The organism is Streptomyces spirodelae (genome assembly GCF_017676385.1).
GTDB lineage: Bacteria > Actinomycetota > Actinomycetes > Streptomycetales > Streptomycetaceae > Streptomyces > Streptomyces spirodelae.
In genome coordinates this window covers 54709-80807 of record NZ_JAFFZN010000011.1, presented here as the reverse complement: position 1 = coordinate 80807, position 26099 = coordinate 54709, and the positions used below count along the sequence as shown (strand labels likewise).

General features: G+C 72.9%; 22 protein-coding genes. 9 read left to right on the top strand and 13 right to left on the bottom strand.

Annotated features, from left to right (window positions below; translation table 11 throughout):
- Positions 1 to 34 precede the first annotated feature (34 nt).
- The gene (locus JW592_RS14000; protein WP_209265380.1) at positions 35 to 1426 is read left to right on the top strand and encodes an MFS transporter; all 1392 of its coding nucleotides are present in this window, start codon (positions 35 to 37) and stop codon (positions 1424 to 1426) included.
- A 119-nt stretch (positions 1427 to 1545) separates the two neighbouring features.
- Positions 1546 to 2316 carry an NAD(P)H-dependent oxidoreductase gene (locus JW592_RS13995; RefSeq protein WP_209265379.1) on the top strand — a complete coding sequence of 257 codons (771 nt, stop codon included), beginning with the start codon at positions 1546 to 1548 and terminating at the stop codon, positions 2314 to 2316.
- A gap of 33 nt (positions 2317 to 2349) precedes the next feature.
- Here the strand turns inward: JW592_RS13995 and JW592_RS13990 are convergent, their stop codons facing one another.
- The 4 genes from JW592_RS13990 to JW592_RS13975 form a co-directional block, all read right to left on the bottom strand.
- The gene (locus JW592_RS13990; protein WP_229375966.1) at positions 2350 to 3030 is read right to left on the bottom strand and encodes a flavin reductase family protein; all 681 of its coding nucleotides are present in this window, start codon (positions 3028 to 3030) and stop codon (positions 2350 to 2352) included.
- 101 nt (positions 3031 to 3131) lie between these two features.
- The gene (locus tag JW592_RS13985; RefSeq protein WP_229376005.1) at positions 3132 to 3932 is read right to left on the bottom strand and encodes an enoyl-CoA hydratase/isomerase family protein; all 801 of its coding nucleotides are present in this window, start codon (positions 3930 to 3932) and stop codon (positions 3132 to 3134) included.
- A gap of 118 nt (positions 3933 to 4050) precedes the next feature.
- On the bottom strand, positions 4051 to 6330 hold the full coding sequence (locus JW592_RS13980) for an acetate--CoA ligase family protein (RefSeq protein ID WP_209265378.1): 2280 nt from the start codon (positions 6328 to 6330) through the stop codon (positions 4051 to 4053).
- 215 nt (positions 6331 to 6545) lie between these two features.
- Positions 6546 to 7730 carry a flavin-containing monooxygenase gene (locus JW592_RS13975; RefSeq protein ID WP_209265476.1) on the bottom strand — a complete coding sequence of 395 codons (1185 nt, stop codon included), beginning with the start codon at positions 7728 to 7730 and terminating at the stop codon, positions 6546 to 6548.
- Between the two features lie 99 nt (positions 7731 to 7829).
- Here JW592_RS13975 and JW592_RS13970 point away from each other — a divergent pair, with 99 nt between their 5' ends.
- Positions 7830 to 8381: a Zn-ribbon domain-containing OB-fold protein gene (locus tag JW592_RS13970; protein ID WP_209265377.1), complete on the top strand. Its 552-nt coding sequence runs from the start codon at positions 7830 to 7832 to the stop codon at positions 8379 to 8381.
- A gap of 40 nt (positions 8382 to 8421) precedes the next feature.
- The gene (locus JW592_RS13965) at positions 8422 to 8910 is read left to right on the top strand and encodes a GNAT family N-acetyltransferase (RefSeq protein WP_209265376.1); all 489 of its coding nucleotides are present in this window, start codon (positions 8422 to 8424) and stop codon (positions 8908 to 8910) included.
- Positions 8911 to 9013: 103 nt separating this feature from the next.
- On the opposite strand, the gene JW592_RS13960 is transcribed toward JW592_RS13965, so the two are convergent.
- Positions 9014 to 10225, bottom strand: a complete 1212-nt coding sequence (locus tag JW592_RS13960; RefSeq protein WP_209265375.1) for a thiolase C-terminal domain-containing protein — start codon at positions 10223 to 10225, stop codon at positions 9014 to 9016.
- Positions 10226 to 10348: 123 nt separating this feature from the next.
- Between JW592_RS13960 and JW592_RS13955 the strand changes: the two genes are divergently transcribed.
- Positions 10349 to 11839 carry an acyl-CoA dehydrogenase family protein gene (locus JW592_RS13955; protein WP_209265374.1) on the top strand — a complete coding sequence of 497 codons (1491 nt, stop codon included), beginning with the start codon at positions 10349 to 10351 and terminating at the stop codon, positions 11837 to 11839.
- A complete protein-coding gene (locus JW592_RS13950) occupies positions 11839 to 12354 on the top strand; it encodes a nitroreductase/quinone reductase family protein (RefSeq protein ID WP_209265373.1) in 516 nt (171 codons plus the stop codon). The genes JW592_RS13955 and JW592_RS13950 overlap by 1 nt, the downstream gene beginning before the upstream one ends.
- A gap of 99 nt (positions 12355 to 12453) precedes the next feature.
- Here JW592_RS13950 and JW592_RS13945 read toward each other — a convergent pair whose 3' ends face one another.
- The gene (locus JW592_RS13945) at positions 12454 to 13101 is read right to left on the bottom strand and encodes a TetR/AcrR family transcriptional regulator (protein WP_209265372.1); all 648 of its coding nucleotides are present in this window, start codon (positions 13099 to 13101) and stop codon (positions 12454 to 12456) included.
- 306 nt (positions 13102 to 13407) lie between these two features.
- On the opposite strand from JW592_RS13945, the gene JW592_RS13940 reads away from it, so the two are divergent.
- Complete coding sequence (locus JW592_RS13940; protein ID WP_209265371.1) at positions 13408 to 16470, top strand: serine/threonine-protein kinase; 3063 nt, start codon at positions 13408 to 13410, stop codon at positions 16468 to 16470.
- 129 nt (positions 16471 to 16599) lie between these two features.
- Here the strand turns inward: JW592_RS13940 and JW592_RS13935 are convergent, their stop codons facing one another.
- Positions 16600 to 17193, bottom strand: coding sequence for a hypothetical protein (locus JW592_RS13935; protein WP_229375964.1), 594 nt, complete (start codon positions 17191 to 17193; stop codon positions 16600 to 16602).
- 190 nt (positions 17194 to 17383) lie between these two features.
- On the opposite strand from JW592_RS13935, the gene JW592_RS13930 reads away from it, so the two are divergent.
- Positions 17384 to 17968 (top strand): hypothetical protein, encoded by a 585-nt coding sequence (locus JW592_RS13930; RefSeq protein ID WP_209265370.1) that lies wholly within the window; start codon positions 17384 to 17386, stop codon positions 17966 to 17968.
- Positions 17969 to 18052: 84 nt separating this feature from the next.
- Here JW592_RS13930 and JW592_RS13925 read toward each other — a convergent pair whose 3' ends face one another.
- Genes JW592_RS13925 through JW592_RS13915 form a run of 3 tightly spaced genes read right to left on the bottom strand, consistent with a single transcriptional unit; the run spans position 18053 to position 20453 of the window.
- Positions 18053 to 18838, bottom strand: a complete 786-nt coding sequence (locus JW592_RS13925; RefSeq protein ID WP_209265369.1) for an enoyl-CoA hydratase/isomerase family protein — start codon at positions 18836 to 18838, stop codon at positions 18053 to 18055.
- Entirely contained in the window at positions 18835 to 19308 is a 474-nt protein-coding gene (locus JW592_RS13920; protein WP_209265368.1) for a Zn-ribbon domain-containing OB-fold protein, read from the bottom strand. Before JW592_RS13920 ends, JW592_RS13925 begins: the two co-directional genes overlap by 4 nt.
- Before the next feature lie 5 nt (positions 19309 to 19313).
- Positions 19314 to 20453, bottom strand: a complete 1140-nt coding sequence (locus JW592_RS13915) for a lipid-transfer protein (RefSeq protein ID WP_209265367.1) — start codon at positions 20451 to 20453, stop codon at positions 19314 to 19316.
- A 212-nt stretch (positions 20454 to 20665) separates the two neighbouring features.
- Here JW592_RS13915 and JW592_RS13910 point away from each other — a divergent pair, with 212 nt between their 5' ends.
- Positions 20666 to 22234: a FadD3 family acyl-CoA ligase gene (locus JW592_RS13910; RefSeq protein ID WP_209265475.1), complete on the top strand. Its 1569-nt coding sequence runs from the start codon at positions 20666 to 20668 to the stop codon at positions 22232 to 22234.
- Here JW592_RS13910 and JW592_RS13905 read toward each other — a convergent pair.
- The 3 genes from JW592_RS13905 to afsR all read right to left on the bottom strand — a co-directional run bounded on the left by JW592_RS13905 (position 22206) and on the right by afsR (position 26081).
- Positions 22206 to 22415 (bottom strand): hypothetical protein, encoded by a 210-nt coding sequence (locus JW592_RS13905; protein WP_209265366.1) that lies wholly within the window; start codon positions 22413 to 22415, stop codon positions 22206 to 22208. The two genes, JW592_RS13910 and JW592_RS13905, sit on opposite strands and share 29 nt — an antisense overlap.
- A 256-nt stretch (positions 22416 to 22671) precedes the next feature.
- On the bottom strand, positions 22672 to 22818 hold the full coding sequence (locus JW592_RS13900) for a hypothetical protein (RefSeq protein WP_209265365.1): 147 nt from the start codon (positions 22816 to 22818) through the stop codon (positions 22672 to 22674).
- A gap of 293 nt (positions 22819 to 23111) precedes the next feature.
- Entirely contained in the window at positions 23112 to 26081 is a 2970-nt protein-coding gene (gene afsR, locus JW592_RS13895; RefSeq protein ID WP_209265364.1) for an SARP-family global regulator AfsR, read from the bottom strand.
- Positions 26082 to 26099: the final 18 nt, after the last annotated feature.

The window sequence follows — 26099 nt, the reverse complement described above, 5'->3', positions numbered from 1 at the left end:
GATCGGCCGGTCACCGTCGCACAGGCTGGTCCGCGTGACTGAGACCCTCTCCCCGAGGCCGTCCGGGAAGGGCGGCGCCGATCAGGCTGAACCGCTGTCCGAACCGCACCCTGCAGGCTCGCCTTCCCCCGGCGCACCGCCCGCCGGTTCGGCTTCTCCCGGCCCGCGTGTGCACCGCGCCTGGTGGGTCGCCCTGGTGTGCTTCGTCGCGCTCGTGGGCGCCGCCGGGTTCCGGGCCACGCCGAGCGTTTTCATCGACCCTCTGCACCAGGAGTTCGGCTGGTCGCACGGCACCATCTCGTTCGCCGTCGGGCTGAATGTGCTGCTGTACGGGCTCACCGCGCCGTTCGCCTCGGCGCTGATGGAGCGCTACGGCATACGCCAGGTCGTCACGGCGGCGTTGCTGTTGATCTCGGTGGGCAGCGGGCTGACCGTCTTCATGCACAGCGAGTGGCAACTGGTGCTCTGCTGGGGGCTGCTGGTGGGCGTCGGCTCGGGCTCCATGGCGCTCGCCTTCGCCGCCACGGTGGCCAACCGCTGGTTCGTCGCCAGGCGCGGCCTGGTCAGCGGCATCCTGACCGCCGGAAGCGCGACCGGGCAGCTGGTCTTCCTCCCTCTGGTGGCGCTGCTGGTGGAGGGCCCGGGCTGGCGCACCGCTTCCTTGGTGGTGTGCGGTGCGGCGCTCGCTGTGGTGCCACTGGTGGTGTGGTTGCTGCGGGACCGCCCCGAGGACGTGGGGCTGCGTCCGTACGGCGCCGGTGCCGCTTACGTGACCCCGCGCGCTGATACGACGGGCGCGCTGCGGCGTACCCTGTCGGTGCTGCGCACGGCGGCGCGCACCCGGGTCTTCTGGCTGCTGGCCGGGACGTTCGCGATCTGCGGCGCCTCCTCCAACGGGCTGATGAGCACGCACTTCGTGCCTGCCGCACACGACCACGGGATGGCCGTTCCTGTCGCGGCTTCCCTGCTGGCCCTCATCGGGGTGCTGGACCTGGTGGGCACGGTCTGTTCCGGCTGGCTGACCGACCGGTTCGACGCGCGCAGGCTGCTGGCGGTCTACTACGGGCTGCGCGGACTCTCGCTGCTGGTGCTGCCGCTGCTGTTCGCCGCGAGTGTGCAGCCGCCGATGCTCTTCTTCATCGTCTTCTACGGACTCGACTGGGTCGCCACTGTGCCGCCCACCATGGCGCTGTGCCGGGAGCACTTCGGCGCCGACGGTGCGGTCGTCTTCGGCTGGGTGCTCGCCTCGCACCAGGCCGGTGCCTCGCTGATCGCCTTCCTGGCAGGGCTCGTACGGGACGCCACCGGGTCGTACGACATGGCGTGGACCGGCACCGGCGTGCTGTGCGCCATGGCGGCACTGATGGCGCTGGTGGTGCAGCGCCGCACACAGTCCGAGGGAACACCGGCGCAGCAGGCGGAGTGAGCCGTGGCCGGGTGAGCCGTGACCGGTGAGGCGTGGCCGGTGAGGCGTGACCGGAATCTTGCACTTGTCGTCCATCTGGCCACTCGTTTGGGTGCTCGCCCGGGCGCATGCTCAGTGGCATGAAGACGCTGTGGATATTCGCCCACCCGGAAGCCCGCTCCCTGAACGCCGCACTGCGTGACACCGGAGTGACCGCGCTGCGCGAGGGCGGCCATGAGGTGAGGGAGTCCGATCTGTACGCGATGGGCTGGAAGCCGGTCGTCGACGGTGCGGACTTCCCCGGCAGACAGCGGCCGGGGGAGCGGCTGCTGGTCGGTGACGCGCAGGAGGACGGCTACCTCACCGGCGGCCTCAGCCCGGACATCCGTGCCGAGCAGGAGAAGATCGAATGGGCCGACACCCTGGTCTTCCACTTCCCGCTGTGGTGGTTCGGACCGCCCGCCATCCTCAAGGGCTGGTTCGACCGGGTACTGGTGCAGGGATTCGCGTTCGGAGTGCGGGACGAAGCCGGCCACGTCCGGCGTTACGGGGACGGCGGGCTGGCCGGGAAGCGCGCCATGGTCGTCACCTCGGTCGGGGCACGGCGTTCCAGCTTCGGTCCGCGCGGTATCCACGGGTACGTCAACGATGTGCTCTTCCCGCTGCACCACGGCACGTTCTGGTACACGGGCATGGCGGCGCTGCCCCCGTTCGTCGTCTACGGCGCCGACCGCGCGACCGAGGCGGACGTCAAGGAGCGTCAGGAGGAGCTGCGGGAGCGGCTGCTCGGCCTGGACGCGCTCGCGCCCCTGCCCTTCCGGTACGAGGCGGGCGGCGACTACGACGCCGATCTGGTGCTGCGCCCGGAGCTGGCACCCGGTCGGACGGGACTGGAGGTGCACTCCGCGTGAGCGTGAGCGCCCCTTGCCGACGGGTGCCGGCGGTCAGCCCTCGGCATCCAGGGGCGTGAAGGTGCCCAGCTGCCCCCGGTGGAATATCAGCGGCTCCTGCGCGTTCTCAGCGGTGTCCAGGTCGCGGACCCGGCCGACGACGATGAGATGGTCGCCGCCCGTGTGCACGGCGTGGATCTCGCAGTCGATCCACGCCGCCACGCCCTCCAGCAGTGGCGAGCCGGTGACCGGCGCGGGAGAGTAGGAGACCCCGGCGAACTTGTCGGCGCCGCTCACCGCGAAGGCGCGGCACAGCTCGCCCTGGGAGGCCGTGAGGACGTTCACGCAGAAGACGCCGGCGCGGGCGATCCGGGGCCAGCTCGTGGAGGTGCGGCCCACCATGAAGGAGATCAGCGGCGGCTCCAGTGAGAGGGAGGCGAAGGACTGGCAGGCGAACCCGGCCGGGCTCTGCTCACCTTCGGTCGCCGGGGCGGTGACCACGGTCACACCGGAGGCGAAGCCGCCCAGTACGCGGCGGAAGTGGGCCGGTTCCACGGGTGCGCGTTCGTCCTCGCGCACGGCGCGCAGCTCGGGTCGGGGGAGCGCGCCGGGCTCCGCGGCCCGCTCGGTGCCGCGCCGGGTCTCCCGGGCGCCGCGCGCGGCGCGTGCCGACGGTGCGCCTGCGGCGCGCAGGTAGCGCACCGCGGTGGCTGCCATTCCAGCGTGTCCCATCATGGGTTCATTGCACCTGATGCTTCGTCAGATCGGAAGGTCCGGGCGGTCCTGGTCGCCGGGCCGCGCTCGGCGCTCGGCAACTCCAGCGTAACCATGGCGCTCTACCGTCCCTCGAAGCCCGGTTTGCGCCGCTCCGCGAAGGAGGCCACGCCCTCCCGCGCATCCCTGGTGGTCATGTTGATCTCCTGCGCCCACGCCTCCGCCGCGAGCGCGGCCGCACGGTCCGCGTCCAGCGAGGAATTGACCAGCCGCTTGGTGAGCGCCAGCGCACGGGTCGGGCCTGCGGCCAGCCGGCCGGCCCACTCCCGCGCCGTCCGCTCCAGGGCGTCGGCGGGCACGACCCGGTTGACCAGGCCGAGACGTTCGGCCTCGGACGCGGGCAGCCGGTCCCCGAAGAACATCAACTCCTTCGCCCGCTGCGGCCCCACCAGCCTGGGCAGCAGATAGGCGCCTCCGCCGTCCGGCACCAGGCCCCGGCGTACGAAGACCTCGACGAACGACGCCTCCTCGGCGGCCAGCACCAGGTCGCAGGCGAGCGCGAGGTGGCAGCCCAGCCCCGCCGCGGTGCCGTTGACCGCCGCGAGCACCGGCTTCTCACAGTCCAGCACGGCCGTCACCAGCCGCTGCGCACCCCGTTCGAGCGTACGGGCCACATCGCCCGCCACTCGCTCCCCGCCGCCCGCGACGCCTTTGAGGTCGGCACCCGCGCAGAACCCCCGGCCCCGCCCGGTGAGTACGACGGCCCTCACTCCCGGGTTCGTCGAGGCGTCGGCCAGCAGACCGATGAGGCGCTCGCGCTGCTCCCAGGTCAGCGCGTTCAGCGCGTGCGGGCGGTCGAGGGTGATCCACGACACGGCGTTGTCAGTGGCCTGCGTTACAACTTCTTCCAGGGACTCGTCCAGGACTTCCGGGGTCACCAAGGGTGCCCCGGGGGACGGATCACGGGGGGAGGACGTCAACGTGCAGCTCCTTTCACGGGCGCCGCAGCGCCGCTCGGTGCCGGGCGGCGGCCGCCGGCGCTCAGCGGCAGACGGCCAGCGCGTCGAGCGCCACCGCGCCCTGTCCGCGCTCCAGGACGACCAGCGGGTTGATGTCCAGCTCGGCCAGCCCGCCGCCACCACTCCCGGTCCCGCTGCCATGGCCGGAACCGGGGCCGGCCCTGCCCAGCTCCAGCGCCATCCGCTGCACCCGCAGGATGACCTCGACCAGCGCGTCCACATCGGCGGGCGGCCTGCCGCGCACGCCCTCCAGCAGGGCCGCGCCCCGCAGTTCCCCGAGCATCGCGCGTGCCTGGTCCTCACCGAACGGCGGGACCCGCACGGCGACATCCCGCAGCACCTCGATCAGGACGCCGCCCAGCCCCACCGTCACGGTCGGCCCGAACAGCTCGTCCTGGGTGATGCCGACGGCCATCTCCACGCCCGGGGCGACCAGCTGGCACACCAGCACGCCGTCCAGCTCGATCTCCTCGGCCCGTGCGATCTCCGTCAGCTCCCGGTAGGTGTCGCGCACCTGGCTGGCCGAGGTGAGTCCGAGGCGGACGAGGCCGTACTCGCTCTTGTGCGCGAGCTGCGGTGCGGACGCCTTCATCACCACCGGGTAGCCCACCTGCGCCGCCGCGCGCACCGCGCCGGCCGCGCTGGTGCACAGCTGCTCGCGCGGTACGCGAATCCCGTACGCGCGCAGCAGCTGCTTGCCCGCGTGCTCGCTCAGCTGATGTCCCGGGCGCAGCAGTGCCTCGGCCTTGCGCAGCGAGGGGGAGGCGGTGCGGGGCGCCTCGTCGAAGGGCGAGCGGTAGGCACGGGTGAAGCGGTGGTGGTCGAGGTAGGCGCGGATGGCGCGTACACAGTTGCCGAAGGTGCGGAAGGTCGCCACCCGGGAAGAGCCCAGCAGGGTGTGCCGGTAGGCGTCCTCGGTACCGACGGGGGAGCCCCATACGACGCAGACCAGTTTGTCGGTCTCCTCGGCTGCGGCGACCAGGTCCCGGGCCAGCTTGTCGCTCATCGGGGGGAAGGGGCCGGTGATGGGGCAGACGAGCACCCCGACGTCCGGGTCGGCCAGCAGCGCGTCGATGATCTTGCGGCCGCGCCAGTCGCCCACCGGGTGCCCGCCGCTGTCGACGGGGTTGGCGACCGAGAGGTCGGCGGGAATCCACTGGTGCAGCTCGGCCTGCTTGGCGGCGGAGAGAGCGGGCAGCCGCAGCCCCTCGGCGGTGGCCAGGTCGGCGAAGTGGGCCCCGGTGCCGCCGGAGATCGCGTAGACGGCCACCCCCTCGGCGCGCGGCGGCCGGGCGCGGGCCAGCAGCGCGGTGGTGTCCTGGAGCTCGTCCAGCCCGGCCACGCGGATGACGCCGAACTGCCGCATCGCCGCGTCCACCGTGGCGTCCGCTCCGGTGAGCTTCCCGGTGTGCGAGGCGGCGGTACGCGCACCGGCCTCGGTGCGGCCCACCTTCACGGCGACGACGGGCACGCCGCAGCGCGCGGCGCGGTCGGCCGCCAGCAGAAAGCCGCGGCCGTCCTTGAGCCCTTCCACATACGCGGCGACGGCCCCGACCTCGGGCAGGGTGGCGAAGTAGGAGAGGAAGTCCGCGGTCTCCAGGTCCGCCTCGTTGCCGGTCGGCGCCCAGTGCGAGAGCCGGATGCCCAGCTCCTGGAGGGCGAAGAGGGGGCGCCCCTGGTGGCCTGACTGAGTGATCAGCGCGATGGCGGGCCCTTCGAGGTCGTCGCGGAAGTGCTCGAAGGCGTTGAGGTTGGTGTTCGGCCCCAGCAGCCGCACCCCGGAGCGGGCGGCGGCTTCGGCGAGCCGGACCTGCGCGGCCGCGCCCTCCTCGCCGGTCTCGGCGAAACCGGAGGCGAAGACGACGGCGAACCGGGTCTTGGTCCCGGCCAGCTGCTCGACGACGGGCAGCGGGTCGGCGACGAGCAGCACGGCGACGTCCACCGGCTCGGGCAGCGCGGCGACGGTGGGGACGCAGGGCAGTCCGAACACCTCGCGGCGCTCGGGATGCACCGGGTGCAGGCGGGCACCGACCCGCTGGGCCCACGCCAGCAACTGGCGCGTGATGCCCGCGTTGGGGCGGCTCTCGGCGTCCGAGGCGCCGACGACGGCCACCGCCTCCGGGTGGAAGAACCGGTCCAGGTCGGGCACCGGCGCGTGCAGCGGGCGCCCGCTGACATCGAGTGCGACGTCGGAGGTGCCGTAGGCGCTGCTGTGCACGGCGCCGCCGGTACGCCCGCCGCAGGCCAGCACCCGGGCCGAGCGGGGGGTCATGGTGAGGGTCCCGTGAGTCGATCCGAGCATGTTCTCTCGCCCACTCCCGTGTGGTGGCCTGCCGGGGACTGGCGCCTCCCTGGAACTGACGCTCTGTCAGGTTACTGAATTGACACCGCGTCAGTAACCCCCTTGGCGGTGGCCCGGCCCCACCCGGCCCCCGCCCGGCCCCACTCGACCCCCACGCGGGCCTCACCCGGCTCCATCCGGCCCCGCCCTCGCCCTTGCCCCGCTCCTGCCCCGCCTCATCCGGCCGCGCGCGCCACCGCCCTGGCTATCCGGCGGGCGTCCAGGGCGAGTTCGCGCAGGCCGCCGCTGAGCGGGTTGGAGAACCCGTTGAAGTACAGGGCGGGAGCAGCGGGGTGGGTGCGGCGGCCGTGGACGCGGGGCACCCCTCGGGAGTCCAGCACCCCCAGGTGGCCGACCAGCTCATCGAGGCCGCGCCGGTACCCGGTGGCGGCGATGACGACTTCGGGCGTCACCGTGTCCCCGTCGGCCAGCAGCACCTTGCCGTCCTCGAACGACTCGACGGCGGCCACCGGCTCGACCTTCCCCTGTCGCACCGCGTCCACCAGGCCCACGTCGAGCACTGGGACGGCGCCCTGCCGCGCCCGGGTGTACAGGCCGGCGTCGGGGCGTGGCAGCCCGTAAGGGGTCAGGTCCGGCACGGACAGCTTGGTCAGCGGCGCTGCCATGCGGTCCACCAGCCGTACCGGCAGCCTCCGGCCCAGGATGGCGCTGCGCTGCGAGGGCCAGCCGAGGGTGGAGCGACGCAGGATGTGCGGAGGCGTCCGGACGGCGAGGCGGACCCGCCCGGCGCCGCCCTCGGCCAGATCCGCGGCGATTTCGGCGCCTGTGTTGCCCGCACCTACCACCAGTACGTCGCGTCCCGTGTAGGGCGCGGGGGAGCGGTAGCGGGAGGCGTGCAGCAGTTCGCCGGTGAAGCCGTCGCGGCCGGGCCAGTCGGGCAGGTGCGGGGTGTGGTTGTAGCCGGTGGCGACCACGACGGCGGGCGCGGTCAACCGTCGCCCCCCGTTGGCGTGCAGTACCCACTGTGCGCCTTCGGCGGCCTGTGCGCCGTCGGCTCGCGCCGCACCCTCTGCGCCGTCGGCTCGCTCCAGCCTGTGCACCTCGACGCCTGTTGCCACCTCGATCCTGTGGTGTGCCGCGTATTTCTCCAGGTAGCGCACGAGGTCGTCCCGGGCCACCCAGCGCCCGTACGCACGGGGGATGGGCAGGCCGGGGAGTGCGGAATGGGTCCGGGCGGTGTGCAGCCGCAGCCGGTCGTAGTGGCCGCGCCAGGACGAGCCGACGGTGTCGGTCCGCTCCAGTACGACCGCGCTGATGCCGCGCTCCCGCAGAGCCGCGGCGGTGGCCAGGCCCCCGGGTCCGGCCCCGAGAATGTGGACGGGTGTGCCGCTGTCGGACATGGGCATGACGACCATCCTAGATCGGTGGGTGCACCCTTGCGGGCTCACGCGGCAGCGGTTAGAACTGACGCAGCGTCAGGTCGAGCGAGGGGCGGCTCCATGGGCGGAACGGCGGGCGAGGCGGCACCGGGGGCACGGCAGCGGTTCGACCTCCCCGGCGTCGACGCGTTCACCGCTCCGTACTGGCGCGCGGCGGCAGCGGGGCGGCTTCTCATCCGCCGCTGCCGGGCCGAGGGCTGCGGCGCCGCGCATCACTATCCGCGCGAGTTCTGTCCGTACTGCTGGAGCGAGGACGTCGGCTGGGAGGAGGCGGACGGGCGGGCGACGCTCTACACCTGGTCCGTCGTCCACCGCAACGACCTGCCGCCGTTCGACACACGGGTTCCGTACGTCGCCGCCGTGGTGGAGCTCGCGGAAGGGCCGCGGATGATGACGGAGATCACCGGATGCCCGCCGGAGGCGCTCCGGGTGGGGATGGAGCTCAGGGTGGCGTTCCGCCCTGAGGGCGGTACAGGGGCAGAGAGGGCGGAAGCAGAGGGAGAGACCGAGGCCGAGGAGGGCGCCCGGGAGAGGGGACGGGAGAGGGAACGGGGGAGCACCCCGGAGCCCGTCGTGCCGGTCTTCCGGCCGGCCCCCGGCCGACGCGGATAGTCGCTGGCGGCATCAGGGGCACGTGCCGCATCCTGGGCCCGTGCAGATCCGAACAGCCACCGCGGCCGACTGGCCCGCCATCTGGCCCTTCTTCCAGCGAATCGTCGCCGCAGGGGAGACCTACACCTATCCGCGCGACATGGCGGAGCCGGACGCTCGCGGCACGTGGATGCTCCAGCCGCCCGGCCGCACCGTGGTGGCCGTGGACGACGCCGGGAGCGTACTGGGCTCCGCCAAGATGAACCCCAATCACATGGGCGGCGCTTCGCACATCGCCGGGGCCAGCTTCATGGTCGACCCGGACGGCGGCGGCAAGGGGGTCGGCCGGGCGCTGGGCGAGCATGCGCTGGAGTGGGCGAAGCGGGAGGGCTACCGGGCGATGCAGTTCAACGCCGTGGTGGAGACCAATACCCGTGCCGTCGCACTGTGGAAGTCGCTCGGCTTCGAGATCGTCGCCACCTTGGAGGAAGGCTTCCTGCACCCGAAGCACGGCTATGTGGGCCTGCACATCATGTACCAGCGTTTCTAGGCCGCTTTGCCGGCTGCCCCGCATGCATGCTCACCGCTGCCCGCATGCGAGCACCCGGCTGTCCCCATGTAAACGGCTGCTCTGCACGCATGCCCCGTCGCCCTCAGTCACGCCCCAGTACCACCGTTCCCGAGGAGCAGAACCAGCCGCCCGTTCCGGAGGCGACGGCCAGTTCGGGCAGGGTGCCGTCCCGTCGGCGGACCTGCCGGCCCTCGTCGGCCTCGCCGCGCAGTTGGCGTACTGCCTCGACCAGGAGGAACAGGCCGCGCATGCCGGGGTGGCAGGCGGACAGGCCGCCGCCGTCGGTGTTGACCGGCAGCTCGCCGTCGCGCAGCAGCCGCCCCTGCTCCACGAACGCGCCGCCCTCGCCCTTGGCGCAGAAGCCCAGGTCCTCCAGTGTCACCAGGGTCATATAGGTGAAGGCGTCGTAGATCTGCGCCAGGTCGATGTCCTGCGGGGTGACTCCGGCACGCGCGAACGCCGCACGTCCTGAAGCGGCCGCAGGGGAGACGGTGAAGTCCTCCCACTCGGACATCGTCGTATGGGAGACCGCCGTGCCCGAGCCGAGAATCCACACCGGCTCGGTGGCCAGGTCGGGCACCAGGTCCTCGGCGACGAGCAGTACGGCACAGCCGCCGTCCGAGCGCACACAGCAGTGCAGTTTGGTGAACGGGTCGGCGATCAGCGGTCCGGACAGTACGTCGTCGACCGTGATCGGCTCGCGGTACAGCGCCTCCGGATTGGCCGCCGCGTTGGCGCGGGCCTGGACGGCGACCTGGGCCAGCTGTTCGAGGGTGGTGCCGTACTGGTGCATGTGCCGCCGGGCCGCCATCGCGTACTTGGCGACGAGCGTGTGCCCGTACGGCACCTCGAACTGCAGGGGACCGTGCGCGCCGAAGGACAGGTTGGCGGTGCGGCGGCGGGCCTTGAGATCGGCACGTGCTGTCGAGCCGTAGACGAGCAGCACGGCATCGGCCCGGCCCTGTGCGACGGCGTCGGCCGCGTGGGCCGCCATCACCTCCCAGGTGGCGCCGCCGACGGAGGTCGAGTCCACCCAGGTGGGCCGCAGCCCCAGATACTCGGCGACCTCCACCGGCGCCAGAACGCCCAGCCCGGCCGAGGCCAGACCGTCCACCCGGGAGCGGTCGAGCCCCGCGTCGGCCAGGGCGCGGCGGGCCGCCTGTGCGTGCAGCGCGTACGGCGTCGCCGTCCCGGCCCGCTCCGTGTCGACCTTCCCGGTGTCGGAGAGAGCGACTCCGGCGACCGCGACGCGGCGTCCGGTGCGATGGATGCTGCGGGTGTCGGCGACCGGCATGGAACTGACGGTACATCAGTTTTGTGCACCCGCGGCAGGGTGCGTGGCTCTGGGCTTCCCGTGCCGACCTCTCTAATATGACGCCCCGTCAGCTCACCGAACTGTCCCGAGGGGGCGCCGCCGATGGATACCGCGTTCACCGAGGAGCAGGAGCAGCTGCGGCGCACCCTGCGGCAACTGCTGGCGCGCCGTTGCGGGCCCGATGAGGTGAAGGCCGCCGCGCTCACCCCCGAGGGATACGACACCGCCCTGTGGCACACCCTCGCCGGACAGCTCGGTCTGCCCGGCCTGGCGCTGCCCGAAGCGTACGGCGGCGTCGGCTGCGGCACGCTCGAACTGGCCCTCGCCTTCGAGGAGGCGGGCCGCACGCTGCTGCCCTCACCGATGCTGCCGACGGCCGGACTCGTGGCGCCGCTCATCGCCGCGCTGGGCACCGTTGACCAGCGGGCCCGCCTGCTGCCCCGCCTCGCCTCCGGGGAGCTGACCGCGGCCCTCGCCGTGCCGGGCAGCGCTCTCGCCCCGGCGCTCGGGCTGACCGACCGGGCCGCCCATGGCTGGGCCGGCGGCGGGCGCGCTGGCGGCGTACAGGCCACCCGCCGCCCCGGGCCCGCCGGGACCGCTGGGGACACCGGGCACACCGGGGGCGCTGGGTACACAGGACGTGCGGACGCGGGCTGGCGGCTGTACGGGGAGGTGGACCAGGTGCTCGGCGGCCACAGCGCCGGTCTGCTGCTGGTCGCCGCACACACGGGCGGCTTCGCGCGCAGCCGGACGGTGCTCTTCCTCGTCGACTGCGGCGACGCGGGCGGGGGCGGCGACGCGGACAGGCGCGGTGGCGCGGACAGGGGCGGTGGCTGGGACACAGGCGGGGGCGGCGGGGGCGAGGGCGTGGGCGGGGTCGTCGGCCGCCTCGTACGCACCCGGCAGACCGCGCTCGACGGGACGCGCCCCGTCGCCCGCGTGCAACTGCGCGGCGTCCCCGCCACGCCGCTCGGGGACAGCGCCGAGGACGTCTGCCCGGCGCTGACGGCGGCGGGGCCGGGGGTCGCCGCCGTGCTGGCTGCCGAGGCGGTGGGAGCCGCCGACGCCGCTCTCGCCCGTACCGTCGAGTACGTCAAGGTGCGTGAGCAGTTCGGGCGACCTGTCGGCTCGTTCCAGGCGGTACGGCACCGGCTGGCGGATGTCTATGTACAGGTGCAGGCGGCGCGCTCGGCCGCGTACTACGCGGCGTGGGCGGCCGGTGGCCGGACGGAGCGGGCCGGGCGGACAGACGGCGATGCCGCGGACAGCTCTGCCGCAGACAGCGGTCGTGCAGACGGCGGTCGTGCAGACGGTGACGGCGCGACTGCTGAGAGGACGGCCGAGAGGTCGGCAGACAGGACGGCCGGGGGGACGGCGCTGGCGCAGGGGCTGGAGGCGCTGCGGCTGGCCGCCGCCGAGGCGGTGCAACTGCACGGCGGTGTGGGTTTCACCTGGGAGCACGAGGCGCACCTGTACTTCAAGCGCGCGGCCGGCGACGAGCTGCTGTTCGGGCCCGCGCACCGGCTGCGCGCGTGTGCCGCGGAGCGTGCGGCACTGTTCGAGCTGCGCGAGGGACAGGGGGTCGCTGTCTGATGGCCGGGAACGGCGGTTTGAGACTGGTCCAGAAGACCTCGTCCACCAGAGCGTTCGCACGGATCGCACCCCATGTGATCCCGGCCCTGGACCGGGCGGTGCACCGGATGTCCGGCGGCAGGACGATGCTCAGTACCCAGCTGCTGCCCGGCATCGTACTGACCTCGACCGGAGCGAGGAGCGGACAGCCGCGGCGTACGCCACTGGCGTGCATGCCCGAAGAAGAGCGGGACAGCTGGCTGCTGGTGGGCAGTAACTTCGGCAGGCGGGAACATCCGGCGTGGACGGCGAATCTGCGTCGGCACCCGGAGGCATGGATCAACTACCGGGGAAGGGACATCCCCGTACGGGCACGGCAGTTGGAGGGGGACGAACGGGAGGAGGCGTGGCGGGAACTGCTGCGGTTCTGGCCGCCGTACGCCGTCTATCAGGCGCGGATCGAACGGCGTATCCGCATCTTCCGTCTGGAACGCCGGGCTGGGGGGACGAATCGGCCGGGTCAGCGGACGGACTGACCGACGGTGCGCGCTGCCGGGGCGGACTGGGACCGCTTGATGAGCCGCTCTGCTGTCGGGTGAGCCGTTCCGGTGGCGGCCCGGACGGCTGCTGGGAGGTTACTTGGCGGGCTTCTTGCCGGTCACGCCGAGGTGGACGAGGAGGGTGAGGCTGGGCTTCAGCTCGGACTGCTTGACGCCCCAGCTCTGGAAGCCCTTCTGGTGGCCGGCCACGGAGGCGAGCATGGCGACCAGGGAGCCGGCGACCGCGGCGGCGTTGATCTCCTTGTCGACCTTGCCCCGGGACTGCAGGTCCTTGATCGCGTCGGCGAGGGAGTTGTTGACCGAGTTGAGGATCTTCATACGGATCTTGTAGAACCGCTTGTCGCCCTCCGCCGCGCCCAGATCGACCACCCGCAGGATCGCGTCGTTCTTGCGCCAGAAGGTAAGAAAGCCCTCCACCAGGTCCTCGGCCGTCTGCCGGCCCGCCTTGCCCACCCAGGAGCGGCCGGCCACCAGCTCGGTGAGACCCGCACCCTCCTTGGCCATGGCCTCCGCGATCTCCAGGACGGCGCCCTCGACATCGGGGAAGTACTGGTAGAAGGTCGCCGGAGAGGTGCCCGCTCTCCGCGCCACATCGATGACCTTGACGTCGCGGTAGGGCGACGAGCTGAGCATCTCGCTGAGGCAGTCGAGCAGCTTCTGCCGCGTCGCCTGACCGCGGCGTCCGGCCACCCTGCCGTCGACGGTTCGCACTTGTCCTGTCATGCCGTCAGCTTACCGAGGGGTGATCCGCCCGCGATTCTTCAGCGGGCAAATGGGGTGCGCTCCGGTTGCCGGCGGCCGAGGGGACAATTGGAGTGATACGCAACCAAGGCCGTGTGCCGGATTCTCCGGGTGATTCCGGGCTTTGTCGGACCACGAAGACACTTACGTGCCGCCCCCGGGTTCGCAACCGGCGCGTTCGCCAGGAAGAATCGGCGTCCGGACCGCCAGGTCCGGCACGGCAGTGAGAGGCTGCACGGGGCGGGAACGGGCAGATTTTACGGCCCCTACGGGGAGGTGGCAGGACAAGTGGTGGAGCAGCTTACACAGCACGATCCGCGGCGGATCGGCCCGTTCGAGGTGCTGGGCCGTCTCGGTTCCGGCGGTATGGGGCTGGTCTACCTCGCACGCTCGGCGTCCGGCCGCCGCGTCGCGATCAAGACGGTGCGCACCGAACTGGCGGAGGACCAGCTCTTCCGGGTGCGCTTCACCCGCGAGGTGGAGGCGGCGCGAGCCGTCAGCGGCTTCTACACCGCCGCCGTCGTGGACGCCGACCCGCGCGCGGCCGTGCCGTGGCTGGCCACCGCCTATGTGCCCGCGCCCTCCCTGGAGGAAATAGTCACCGAGTGCGGACCGGTGCCCGTGCAGGCCGTGCGCTGGCTGGCGGCGGGTGTTGCCGAGGCGCTGCAGTCCATTCACGGCGCTGGCCTGGTGCACCGCGACCTCAAGCCGTCCAATGTGCTCGTCCTGGAGGACGGCCCCCGCGTCATCGACTTCGGCATCGCCTCGGGCGTCTCCAACACCCGGCTGACCATGACGAACGTCGCCGTCGGTACGCCCGCCTACATGTCGCCCGAGCAGGCGCGCGACTCCCGCAGCGTCACCGGGGCCAGCGACGTCTTCTCCCTCGCCTCGACACTCGTCTTCGCCGCCACCGGTCACGCCCCTTTCCACGGGGCCAACCCCGTGGAGACGGTCTTCATGCTGCTGCGCGAGGGACCCGACCTGGAGGGGCTGCCGGACGAACTGCGGCCGCTGATCGAGTCCTGTATGCGGATGAACGCCGAGGAGCGGCCCACCCCTGCCGACCTGCAGGCACAGCTCGCGCCGCACCTGTTCGGCGCCGGCAGCGACGACAGCGGCACGGTCTCGGCGTGGCTGCCGTCCACGGCTGTCTCGCTGATCGAGCGCCGCAGGGGCGGCCGTGCGATGCGCCGGCAGAACGCGGCGGCCGCCGCGGCGGGCGCGGGCGCGGCGGGCTCCGGGGCAGGCCCAGGGTCCGGTGGCCAGGGGAGCGGCAACGGTGACGCAGGCGGCTCCGGCGACGCGGTGGGCGCAGGGGCGAACGCGGGCCCGGGCGCTGGTGCGGCTGCCGCCGTCGGTGGTGGCGGTGGTGGCGGCGCCGACGGTGGCGGTGCGGGCTCCGCGCTGGGGTCCGTGGGACCCGGCGGGCCCCCGGCCGCCGGGCGCTCGGCAGCGGGCCGGGAAGCGGCAGCCGCAGGGCCCGGTGCGGCGTTCGGCAGCGGGGCGGCCGCGCCGGGTGCCGCCGAGTGGGACCAGGGCATCCCTGCCGGCCCACGCGCTGTCGGCGGCTCCACCGGCGCTTCCGGCGCTCCTGGCTCCCCCGGTGGCGCCCCCGGCGTTCCGGGCGGCTCCGGGGGCTCCGAGCCGCGCCAGGGCTCCGCCTCGGGGCCCGTGGTCTCTCGTCCCGCCTCCCAGCCGGCGAACGCCGACGGCGCGTCCGTACAGCTCGCCGGCGGACAGGTGCCGATCGGCCCCGGGCCGCGGCGCCCGGACGAGCCCGGACGGGACGTGGAAGCCGCCTCGACCTCCGGTTGGGTGCGCCCGCCGGGGGGCGGCCAGGAAGGCACCCCGCAGTCCTCGGCGGCGCAGCCCTACGCGCAGCTCCCGCACCAGTCGGCGCCCTCGGCGCCTTCCGGAGCGCCCTCCGCCGCGTCGGCCGCTCCGTCCGCCCCGGCGGGGGCGTCCGCCCCCGCGCCGTCCGCCCCCCACCCGCTGGCGCGCCCCTACGGTGCACCCGGGCCCCGGCACGCCGGAGGCTCCGACCAGGGGGTCGCGCCGCCCCCGGCCCCCGCGCCGCCCGCCGCACCGCCGTTCCAGCAGCCGTCGGCCGGGGTGCCGTCACAGCCGTCGTCGCCCGCGCCGCCCGCCGTGCAGTCCCCGCCGTCGGCGGGCCCCGGACGGCCGGGCGGCACGGGGCCGCAGCCGGGCGGCCCGCAGCGCTGGCGGCCCTGGCGGTTCCGGATGTCGAACGACGTGTGGGGCTCGCCCGTCGTCGCCGACGACCTGGTGTACGTGACCTCGTTCGAGGTGCACGCGCTGGATGTGGCGAGTGGGCGCAGACAGTTCAAGACGCGGGAGGTCGCCTGGTCGATGACCGTCTCCGGTGGGCGGGTGCACGCTTCGGACGGGCCCAGCCTGTACGCGCTCGACGCCACCGACGGGGCGGAGTGCTGGCGGCTGGCCACCGACGGCTGGGTCTACTCGCTCCAGGTCGAGCGCGGCACGGTGGTCACCGGCACCCGGGGCGGCGGCGTCCAGGCATGGGAGGCCGCCAGCGGCGAGAAGCTGTGGGAACTGACCGGCGCGCAGGCCGACTTCGAGACCCCTGAGGCGGGCCCCGTCATCGCCGAGGGCGCCGTCTACACCTGGGCGGACGGACGGCTGTACGCGCTGGAGGCGCGTACCGGTGCCGAGCGGTGGTCGTATCCGGTCGGGGACGCCTCCGCGACGGGTGGCGTCCCCGTACGGGTGACCACTGCAGAGGACGGGGCCGTGTACGTCTGCGCGGGCTCCCGGGTGTTCGCGCTGGACGCCGCGACGGGCAGGGAGCGGTGGCGGTTCGACGCCCCGGCCGCCTTCCTGTGCCCGCCCGCCTTCGTCCCTGGCCCCGGGGTGACGGGCGGCGGCGTCTACCTCGCGGACTACCTGGGCACCGTCTACGCGCTCGACTCCGGCAACGGCCACGACCGCTGGCGCATCGCCACCGAGGCGCGGCACTCCACGGAGCCGGTCGTCACCGCCGACGGGCTGGTGCACCTGGGCAGCGGCAGCGCCCTGTACACCCTCGACGCGGTGAGCGGAACGCCGCGTTGGCGCTTCGCGACGGGCGCCGATGTGGTGGGAGCGCCTGTGGTGGCCGACGGCCGGGTCCACTTCGGGTCGGCCGACCACTGCCTGTACACCGTCGACGCGGTCGGTGGCCAGCTCCGGTGGAAGCTGGCCACCGGTGGGGAGATCACCGGGTCGCCGGTGGCCGTCGGGGGCGTGGTGTACGCGTGCAGCAAGGACCGTTGCGTCTACGCGCTCGATGCCACCAAGGGAACTGGTCAGGCCCGCCATTCCGGTTGACGCCTGGGTTCGTTCCGCAGAGGGGTGCCCCGCGCTGTCGTCTGCGTGCTGTCGTCTGCGGGCTGCGGGCGCCTTGTGCTTGCTCGCGCAGTTCCCCGCGCCCCTGACCCCGCGCCCTTGGCGGGGCGCTCAGGCGGCGTCGCGGTGGTCGTCCTCCGCCTGGGGGCCCTTGAACGGGCGGCCCGGGGGCGGGGCGCCGGGCTCCGGGGGCGGCGGGCCCGCGAACGGCTGTTCCAGCGTGTCCTCTTCGGGCCCGCGCGAAGAGGACACCTCAGCGGGCGGCGCCGCATGCCGTCCACGGGCCGCACCACGCCGGCCCGTCATCAACGCGGACGCGAGCAGCAACAGGAACCCGCTGCCGAGGGCGAGCCCCGCACCGGATGCGAGCCCCCCGGTGTTTCCGACGGAGAGGCTTCCGACGGCCTGCCCCTGCCGCACCATCCACAGGATGGTGAAGCCCAGCGCCAGCACGCCCGCCACTCCCACCGCCGACCGGGAGCGGAACAGTACGCCGAGCACGGCCACCACCGCGACGACCAGCATCAGCACGAACAGGCCGCTGAACAGGGCCGCGTCGGCGCTGGTGATGCCACCGGCCTGGAAGAGCTCGGGGATGCGGTAATCACGCCCGGGACGGCCGCCGTACCACGGTCGGAAGGGGCTGTACACGGCGGCCGCCGCTCCGAGGAGGGCGAGCAGCGACCCGATCACGTTCCGGATCATGGTCTCGCCTCGCTTTCCGGCGCCGCTCCCGGCGCCGCACGGGTGCGTGATCCGTATCCGACGCTACGCCGCCGGGAACCCCCTCGCCACTGCTGGCGTCTTGAGGCGTTGACAGTAGTTGTACTGCACGCGACAAGTGCCGGGCTCGGTTCCGGTGCGTCGCGGCACGCTTACTCATCGGGGGAGTCACATGAAGCGGATGCGCCATCTCAAGCTGCTCGCCGCCGTCACCCTTGTGCTGGTGGCGCTGAGCGGATTCAGCCCGGCCCGCTCCTCGGGCGGCCACGGCGGCAGCAGCAAGAGCCGCAGCAGTGGCGGGCACGGTGGCGGTGGGTGCAGCAGCAAGAAGTCCAGCAGTCACAGCTCCAGCGACTATGACAACGACTACGACAACGACTACGACGACGACTACGGCAGCAGCGGCGGCTACACCTCGGGCAGCACCTCCCGGAACACGTCCAGCAGCACCTCCGGCGGGTCGACCCGCGGTCAGGCACGCGGGTCCGGCACCATCGCCGAGTGTGTCGCGGCCAAGGGCAGGAACCTCGAGGTCAAGAAGGAGCCCGGCGCCACTGTCCGGGTCCGCAACTCGGGCACCCGCAAGGGCACCTTCACCGTCAACGTCAACTTCCGCGATGTGAACGGCGAGATCGTCGACACAGGCTCCGCCGTGGCCGTCGTACGGGCGGGCAGCAGTAAGACCGTCGAGGTGGCCATGGAGCACCCCGAGGACATGCGCAAGGTCGAACAGTGCGAGGTCAGCTCGGTGCGATAGCGCTCCCCTGTATCGGTGCAACAGAGCCAGCCCCCGTATCGGTGCCACAGAGCCCCGTAAGGGGCCCGGTCAGCCGGACACGGTTCAGCGCACCCGAGGCGGCCCACCCCCGCGGCGCTCCGCGAAAAGTTCCGCCTGCTGCTCCGGCGGCAAGTTGCCGAGGGCGATCAACGGCGTCGCGAGTGCCCTCGCATGGTCGCGGGCGGCTTCGCGCGCGGCCCATACTGCCCGCACCGTGCCCTGTACGGCTCCGGGCGGGTAGGAGGCCAGCGTTCGGGCGCAGCACAGTGCCGCCTCCAGCGCTCCTCCGGCGGGGGCGAGTTCGGAGATCAGGCCCGTCTCATAGGCGCGGCGTCCGGAGACCCGCTCGGCGGCGCCCATCAGCGCCATCCTGGCGGCCTCGCCGAACGGCATCCGCTGTGCCATGCCCATGGCCTCGTAAGCGCTGACCATTCCGTAGCTGGTGTGGGGGTCGAAGAAGGTGGACTCCTCGGTCGCGACGAGGAACTCCGCCTCGCTCAGCAGGTAGAAGGCGCCGCCGCAGGCCATGCCCTCGACGGCGGCTATGACGGGTATCCACAGATCGTTGCTCTTGGGCCCGATCCGCAGCAGCGGGTCCTCGACGGCGAAGGGCGCGCAGGGCTGGGGTACGGCGCCCTGTTGCGCGACGGCGGCGCGGTCGACGCCCGTGCAGAAGGCCCGGCCGCCCGCTCCGGTGACCACCGCGGCGCGCACCGAGCCGTCGGTGCGCAGGTCGCGCCAGATGCCGGTGAGGGACCGCGCGTCGGCGAGGTCGAGCGCGTTGTGCTTCGCGGGGTTGTCCAGTGTCACCGTCGCCACGCCGTCCTGCCGTTCGACGTGGATGGTCACGGCCGCTCCAGCATCCAGCGGGGCACGGTCATCCGCCGCTCGCCGTCGGCGACTTCGCGGAAGACCACCCGTACCGGCGCGCCTATGCGCAGCCTTTCGGCGGCTGTGGGGCCCAGTGGCGCGTCCGGCGCGCCCACCAGGTTGCCCACCAGCCGGATCGCCGGATCGTCGGCCAGTTCCACGACGAGGACGGGGTAGGGGGCCGCTTCGGCGTAGCCGGGCAGCAGCGGCGGATGAGCCACCACGTACGACCAGATACGGCCTCGCCCGCTCATGGGCTGCCACTCGCTCTCGAACGACTGGCAGTGCGGACAGCAGGGCCGAGGCGGGAAGCGGCGCTTTCCGCAGCGGGAGCACGTCTGTACGCGCAGTTCGCCGTCGGCCGTGTACGACCAGAAGGGTGCCCCGTCGTCGTCGGGTACGGGAAGCAGCAGTCCGGTCTCCGGGGGGCCGGTCACAGCGCTGGTCATGGCTGTCAGCTCCTCAGCAGCAGTGCGGAGGTGGGTACGCCCTCGCCCGCCGTCACCAGGCAGGTGGCGGCGTCGGGCACCTGGGCCGTCGAGGTGCCGCGCAGTTGGCGGACGCCCTCGGTGATCAGGTTGAAGCCGTGCACATAGGCTTCGGACAGGCCGCCCCCGGAGGTGTTGAGGGGCAGCCGTCCGCCGATCTCCAGCGCGCCGCCCTCGGTGAAGGCCGCGCCCTCGCCGCGCTCGCAGAAGCCGTATCCCTCCAGGGAGAGCGGGATGAGCGCGGTGAAGGCGTCGTAGATCTGGGCGACATCCACATCCTGTGGACACAGGTCGGCGTGCTTCCAGAGTTGTCCCGCGGCCGTCCAGGCGGGGCCGTGCAGCGGGTCCTCGGCCCAGTAGTTGACCATTCCGTGGTGCTGGGCGGGCAGGCCCTGCGCTGCGGAGTGCACATAGACGGGCTTGTTGCGGCAGTCGCGCGCACGGTCGGCGGAGACCAGGACGCACGCCAGTGCGCCGTCGGTCTCCAGGCAGTTGTCGAACAGGCACAGCGGTTCGCTGATCCAGCGGGACGTCATGTACATCTCGCGGGTCAGCGGCCGCTCGTACATCATCGCTGCGGGGTTCTGGTTGGCGCGGTTGCGGCACGCCAGCGCGACGTTGAAGAGGTGGTCGCGAGTGGCGCCGTACTCGTGCATGTAGCGGCGGGTGAGCATGCCGATCTCGTCGGCGGGACGCAGCAGTCCGAAGGGGCGGGTCCACTGTGCGGGGGTGGGCAACTGCACGGTGGTGTTGCGCCACGGCCGGCCGCCGGAGCCGCGCTTGCGGGAGCGCCAGGCGACGCCGACGGTCGCCTGCCCGGTGGCGATCGCGGCGGCCAGATGCGCGACGGTGGCACAGGAACCACCGCCGCCGTAGCCGACCTTGGAGAAGAACGTCACGTCGCCCGCGCCGATCGACTTGGCGACCTCGACCTCGTCGGTCTCCTCCATGGTGTACGAGGCGAAGCCGTCCACCTCTTCGGGGGAGATTCCCGCGTCGTCCAGGGCGTGCAGGACCGCGCGGCAGGCGAGGGCCTTCTCGGATTCGGGAAGCCGTTTGGCGAACGGCGTCCGGCCTATGCCGACGATCGCCGTGGCGTCCTTCATGGCGTCCTCCCGTACGTGCTGCCGACGTGCTCCGGTACTGACAGTGCGGGAGGCTACCGCTAACCTGACGATGTGTCAGGTAGTGGTGCCGGTGCTCGCCGGCCCGGCCCAGGAGGCGCATCGTGAGCGGTACGGACTTCTCGCCCGCGTACGGAAAAGCGCCGCGGACCGCCCCGGGGGCCGCACCTTCGGCCACCCCGCGGACCGTTCCCCTGCTGGTTCGGGCTGCCGCCGAGCGGTACGGGGAGCGCGAGGCCGTCGTCGAGGGCCGCACCCGCGTCTCGTACGCCGAACTGGGGGAGCGGGTCGAGCGGGCAGCGGCCGCCTGCCTCGCCCGGGGCGTGGAGCCGGGCGACCGGGTGGCCGTGTGGGCGCCCAACACGCTGGACTGGATCGTCGCCGCGCTCGGCGCTGTCACCGCGGGCGGCGTCCTGGTACCGGTCAACACGCGCTTCAAGGGCGCCGAGGCGGCCTATGTGCTGGAGCGGACCCGCGCCCGGCTGCTGTTCGTCACCGGCACCTTCCTGGGCGCCTCGTACGTCGCCTCACTGCGCCGTGCCACCGCCGAGGGGCCCGGCACCGGGCCGCTGCCCGGGCTGCCGCACCTGCGCGAGGCGGTGGTCTTCGCACCGGACGCACCGGAGAACTTCCGTACCTGGGCGGACTTCCTGGACTGCGGCACAGCCGTCTCGCGCCGCGCGGTCCGGGAGCGCGCCGAGCTGACAGCGCCGTCCGCGCCCTCCGACATCACCTTCACCTCGGGCACCACCGGGCACCCCAAGGGCGTGGTCATCACCCATGAGCAGACGCTGCGCGTCTACGACTGCTGGAGCGAACTGGCCGGACTGGCGGAGGGCGACCGCTATCTGATCGTCAACCCGTTCTTCCACACCTTCGGCTACAAGGCGGGCGTCATCGCCTGTCTGCTGCGCGGCGCGACGATGATCCCGCAGCCGGTCTTCAACGCGGAGACGGCGCTGGCCCACATCGCCACCGAGCGGATCAGTGTGCTGCCCGGGCCGCCCACCCTCCACCAGTCGCTGCTCGACCACCCGGCCCGCCACCAGCACGACCTGTCCGCGCTCCGCCTGGTGGTGACCGGCGCGGCCGTCGTCCCGCTGGAGCTGGTCGAGCGGCTGCGTGCCGAGCTCGGGGTCGGCACCGTACTGACCGCCTACGGGCTGACCGAGGCGTCCGGCACCGTGACGATGTGCCGGCGCGGCGACCCGCCCGAGGTCGTCGCAGCGACCTCGGGACGGGCCCTGCCGGGTACGGAGGTGAAGGTCGTGGCGTCCTCGGGTGCCGAGCAGCCGCCCGGCACACCCGGCGAGGTGCTGGTGCGCGGCTACCACGTGACGTCCGGCTACTTCGAGGAGCCCCGCCGGACCGAAGAGGTGCTCACCCCGGACGGCTGGTTGCGCACCGGTGACATCGGGGTCATGGACACCGATGGCAATCTGCGCATCACCGACCGGATCAAGGACATGTTCATCGTCGGCGGCTTCAATGCCTATCCGGCCGAGATAGAGCAACTCCTCACCCGCCACCCCGGCATCGCCGAGGCCGCCGTCGTCGGTGTCCCCGACGCCCGGCTGGGCGAGGTCGCCAAGGTCTTCGCCGTACGCCACCCCGGCGCGACGGTCACAGCGGACGACCTGATCGCCTGGTCCCGCCGCGAGATGGCCAACTACAAGGTTCCCCGCGAGGTCGAGTTCGTCCCCGAACTCCCCCGTAACGCGAGCGGGAAGGTCGTCAAGACGCGGTTGCGCCGGCTGCGGTGAGCGCGAACGCCGACGCCGAGCTGGGCGCGAAGGTGGCGTTGCGCTCGTCGATGGTGATGGTCTGTACGCGGTCGTCGGCACCGGTCGGCGCGTAGTCCTCGGCGAGTGCCGGTGCGGCCAGCGCTCCGGTGGCCGCGAAGGCCAGGGCGCAGGCGGCGACGAGTTGCTTGGCGCGGGTCATGGGGAGTACCTCCGGGAGTGAAAATGTGTTCTACCCATTACTTTGACGCTGCGGCGCCCCGGGAAACGAGACGCCGCGTTTCATGCGCCGAGGGCCGCGGCCGACGACTCCCCCTCTTCGTCGTCGGCCACGACCCTCGCTTTCCCCCGTAGGGCGCCCTCCTGGTTCCCCCCTGGCGGGCCGCCCCAGCGTGATGGTCGTGCGCTCTCCGGGGGACCTCCCCCGAACGTTGCCGCAATCCCCCGGAGAGCGAGTCTCAGGTCGCGGGCCGGATGGTGTTGTTGCGCTCCTCGGTGCTGAGCTCACCGTTCTTCTTCTTGGCACCCGGCTTGATGGTGTTGTTCCGCTCCTGCGTGGTGATGTCACCGCTCTGGGGCGGTGCCTTCTCCTCGTGGTCGCTCATGGTGGCTTTCCCCTCTTGGGCTGTGTGGGCAGTGCCCGTCCAGCGGCTCCCCCGTGGGCCGCCGGACGGACGCGTCAGGGCCGTTCACCCTATCGGGGGGTTGGTCGGTTCCCCCTGTCGATCCGCCTGCCCCCCGAGGCGCCGGATCGACTGCTATGAGCATGCACGGTGGCGATAAACGATCGATGAACGTCCGCTTGGTGAAGGCGTTGAACGCTCTCCCGCCGGCGCCGGCGCCGGCGCCGGGGCTCCGGCTCCCACCAGCACCGGCTCCGCCCGTGGCGGCGGCTCTCTCAGGAGCAGTGAGCCGCCAGTCCGGAGACGTCCGGCTCTGCCAGCAGTTCGCGGACCACGGCGGCCTCCGGGGCGCTCAGTGCCTCGTACTGCTCCAGCGCCTCGCGCCAGCAGGCGTGCGCCCTGCGCTGCTGGCCGATGGCGTCCAGCGCCCGCCCCAGCAGCGTCAGCGCGTTCGCCCGGCGCCAGGGTCCGCCGACGCTCCGCAGCATGGCGATGGCCTGCTCGGCCAGCACGGCGGCCTGGGCCGGGCGGTCGGCCGCGAGGTGCACTTCACCGAGGCGGAAGTACGACATCCCCACCCACAGGGGCTGGCGGCACTTCTGGAAGATGTCCAGGGCCTCGCTGAGGTGCTGTTCGGCCTCGGTGAGGCGGCCGGCGTCGGTGAGGGCGATACCGAAGGCGTAGAGCGCGTTCCCGTGCCGCATGGTGACGCCCAGGCGGGCGTGGATGGCCACGGCCTGCGCGGCCAGTCCGAGCGCCTGGGTGCTCTCCCCCAGCCAGGAGTGCGCGCGGGCCAGGTTGCTCAGCGCGCTGGCCTCGGCGATCTTGTTGTCCTGGGCGCGGAAGGCCGCCAGCGCCTGGCTCAGGAACTCCTTGGCGTCCTCGTAGCGGCCCTGGTAGTTGGCCACGATGCCACGGTCGTTGAGGGAGTAGGAGGTGGACATCGGGTCGCCCGCCACGGAACCGAGGATTCCGGCGGTGCGGGCTTCCTCGTCGGCCGCCGGCAGATCGCCCGTGGTCAGATGGAGACCGGTCAGCACCGACCGTGCGCGTGCCTCGGCGCGGGCGTTGCCGTCGGCGCTCGCGGCCTCCCTGAGCGCCTCGGCGGTCTGCTGGTACTGCCGCAGGTTGACACCCGACTCGCCCAGCGGCCCTGTGGCCATCAGCAGGTCCACGGCGCTGTTCAGGGTCGCGCCGTGGCCGGCCTGCCGGGCGCAGGCCAGGAAGCAGGCGGACTCGGTGAACTCCCAGTCGATGGCGTCGCTCTGCCCGGCGAAGCGCAGACCGGGGTGGCGGGTGGGCTCCAGATGGTCCACCAGCCTCTCCTCCGGGCGCTCCAGCGCGTGCACGTTCCGCGCGGTGGCCAGGTAGAAGTCCAGCAGCCGCGCCAGCGCCGCCTCGCACTCGCTGGGCGGCTGTTCGTCGCGTTCGGCGCAGGCCCGGGCGAAGAGGCGGACCAGGTCGTGGAAGCGGTAGCGGCGCGGCGCCGCCGACTCCAGAAGGGAGGTGTCGACCAGGGACTCCAGCAGGTCCTCGGTGTCCTCAGGGGTGCGGTCCAGCAGGGCGGCGGCGGCGTCGAGTGAGATGTCGGGGCCCTCGGCGAGGCCCAGCAGCCGGAAGGCGCGGGCCTGTTCGCGGTCGAGCTGCCCGTAGCCGAGCTCGAAGGTGGCCCCCACCGCCTGGTCGCCGGCCTGGAGCTCGTCCAGCCTGCGGCGTTCGTCGGCGAGCTTGGCGGCGAGCACGGTGACCGTCCAGGTGCGGCGGGCGGAGAGCCTCGCCGCGGCGATCCGGATGGCCAGCGGCAGGAACCCGCAGGCGGCCACCACGTCCATGGCGGCCTCGCGCTCGGCCAGCACCCGCTCCTCGCCCACGATCCGGGAGAAGAGCGCGATGGCCTCCTCCGGGCTCATCACATCGAGGTCGACCAGGTGGGCGCCCGCCAGGTCGACCATCCGGACCCGGCTGGTCACCAGGGCCGCGCAGCCTGCGGTGCCGGGCAGCAGAGGGCGCACCTGGGCGGCGTCGCGCGCGTTGTCCAGCAGGGCGAGCACCCGGCGGCCCGCAAGCAGCGAGCGGAAGAGCGCGGCGCGGTCGTGCAGGCCGCTGGGGATGTCGGAGTCCGCGACGCCCAGGGCGCGCAGGAACGAGCCGAGTACGGCTTCGGGGTCGGCGGGCGAGGAGCCGGCGCCCTGCAGGTCCACATAGAGCTGGCCGTCGGGGAAGCGGTCGGCGGCGGCGTGTGCCACATGGATGGCCAGCGTCGTCTTGCCGACCCCGCCGATGCCCGCGACGGCTGAAACGGCCATGACGGTGCCCTCGGCCTGGGCGAGCTGGTCGCTGAGTTCGGCCACGAAGGAGGTGCGGCCGGTGAAGTCGGCGACGGTGGCGGGAAGCTGCGCGGGCCTGGTCACGCTGGTGGCCGAGGCGGGCGAGCGGGTGTCGGCCTGGTAGGTGAGCTCTTCGTCGGCCTCCAGGATGCGCTGCTGGAGCTCGGAGAGTTCGGGGCGCGGGTCGACGCCGAGTTCGTCGGCGAGCAGCCGGCGGGTGTCGGCGTAGACGGCCAGTGCCTCGGCCTGCCGTCCGCTGCGGTAGAGGGCGAGCATCAGCAGTTCGCGCAGCCTCTCGCGCAGCGGGTGCGCCGCGGTCAGCGCCGTCAGTTCGCTGACGGCCTCCGCGTGGCAGCCGACCTGGAGGTCGAGATCGAGCCGCAGCTCCAGCAGGCCCAGGCGCCACTCCTCCAGCCGGACGCGCTGGTGTTCGGCGAAGGGGCCGGGGACGTGGGCGAGGGGTTCGCCGTCCCATTGAGCCAGGGCCGCGCCGTACAGTTCGCGTGCCTGGGCGCGGTCGCCCCCGGAGGCGGCCTTCTCGGCGCGTACGGCCAGTTCGTGCGCTGTTTCTACGTCCAGTGCGGCCTCGGGGCCGGTACGGATGGCGTAGCCGCCGGACTCGCTGACCAGGATGTCGGCGTCGGCGCCGAGTGCCTTGCGAATGCGGGAGGCGTAGGTGCGCAGCGCCGCCTTGGCCCGCTCGGGCGGCTCCTCGCCCCAGATGGAGTCGATGAGCTCCTCGGCGGTCGCGGTGTGGCCGCCGCGCAGCAACAGCGCCGCGAGCAGCGCTTTCTGCTGGGGTGAGCCCATGCCGACCGGCTGGTCGCCACGCCAGGCGCGGACGGGACCGAGCACGGCGAAGCGAAGCTTCTGCTCCCGGTGCTCCGTTCCGACTCCCGTATGGTCCCCGGCGCCCATTGGCGTGCTCCCCTGCAG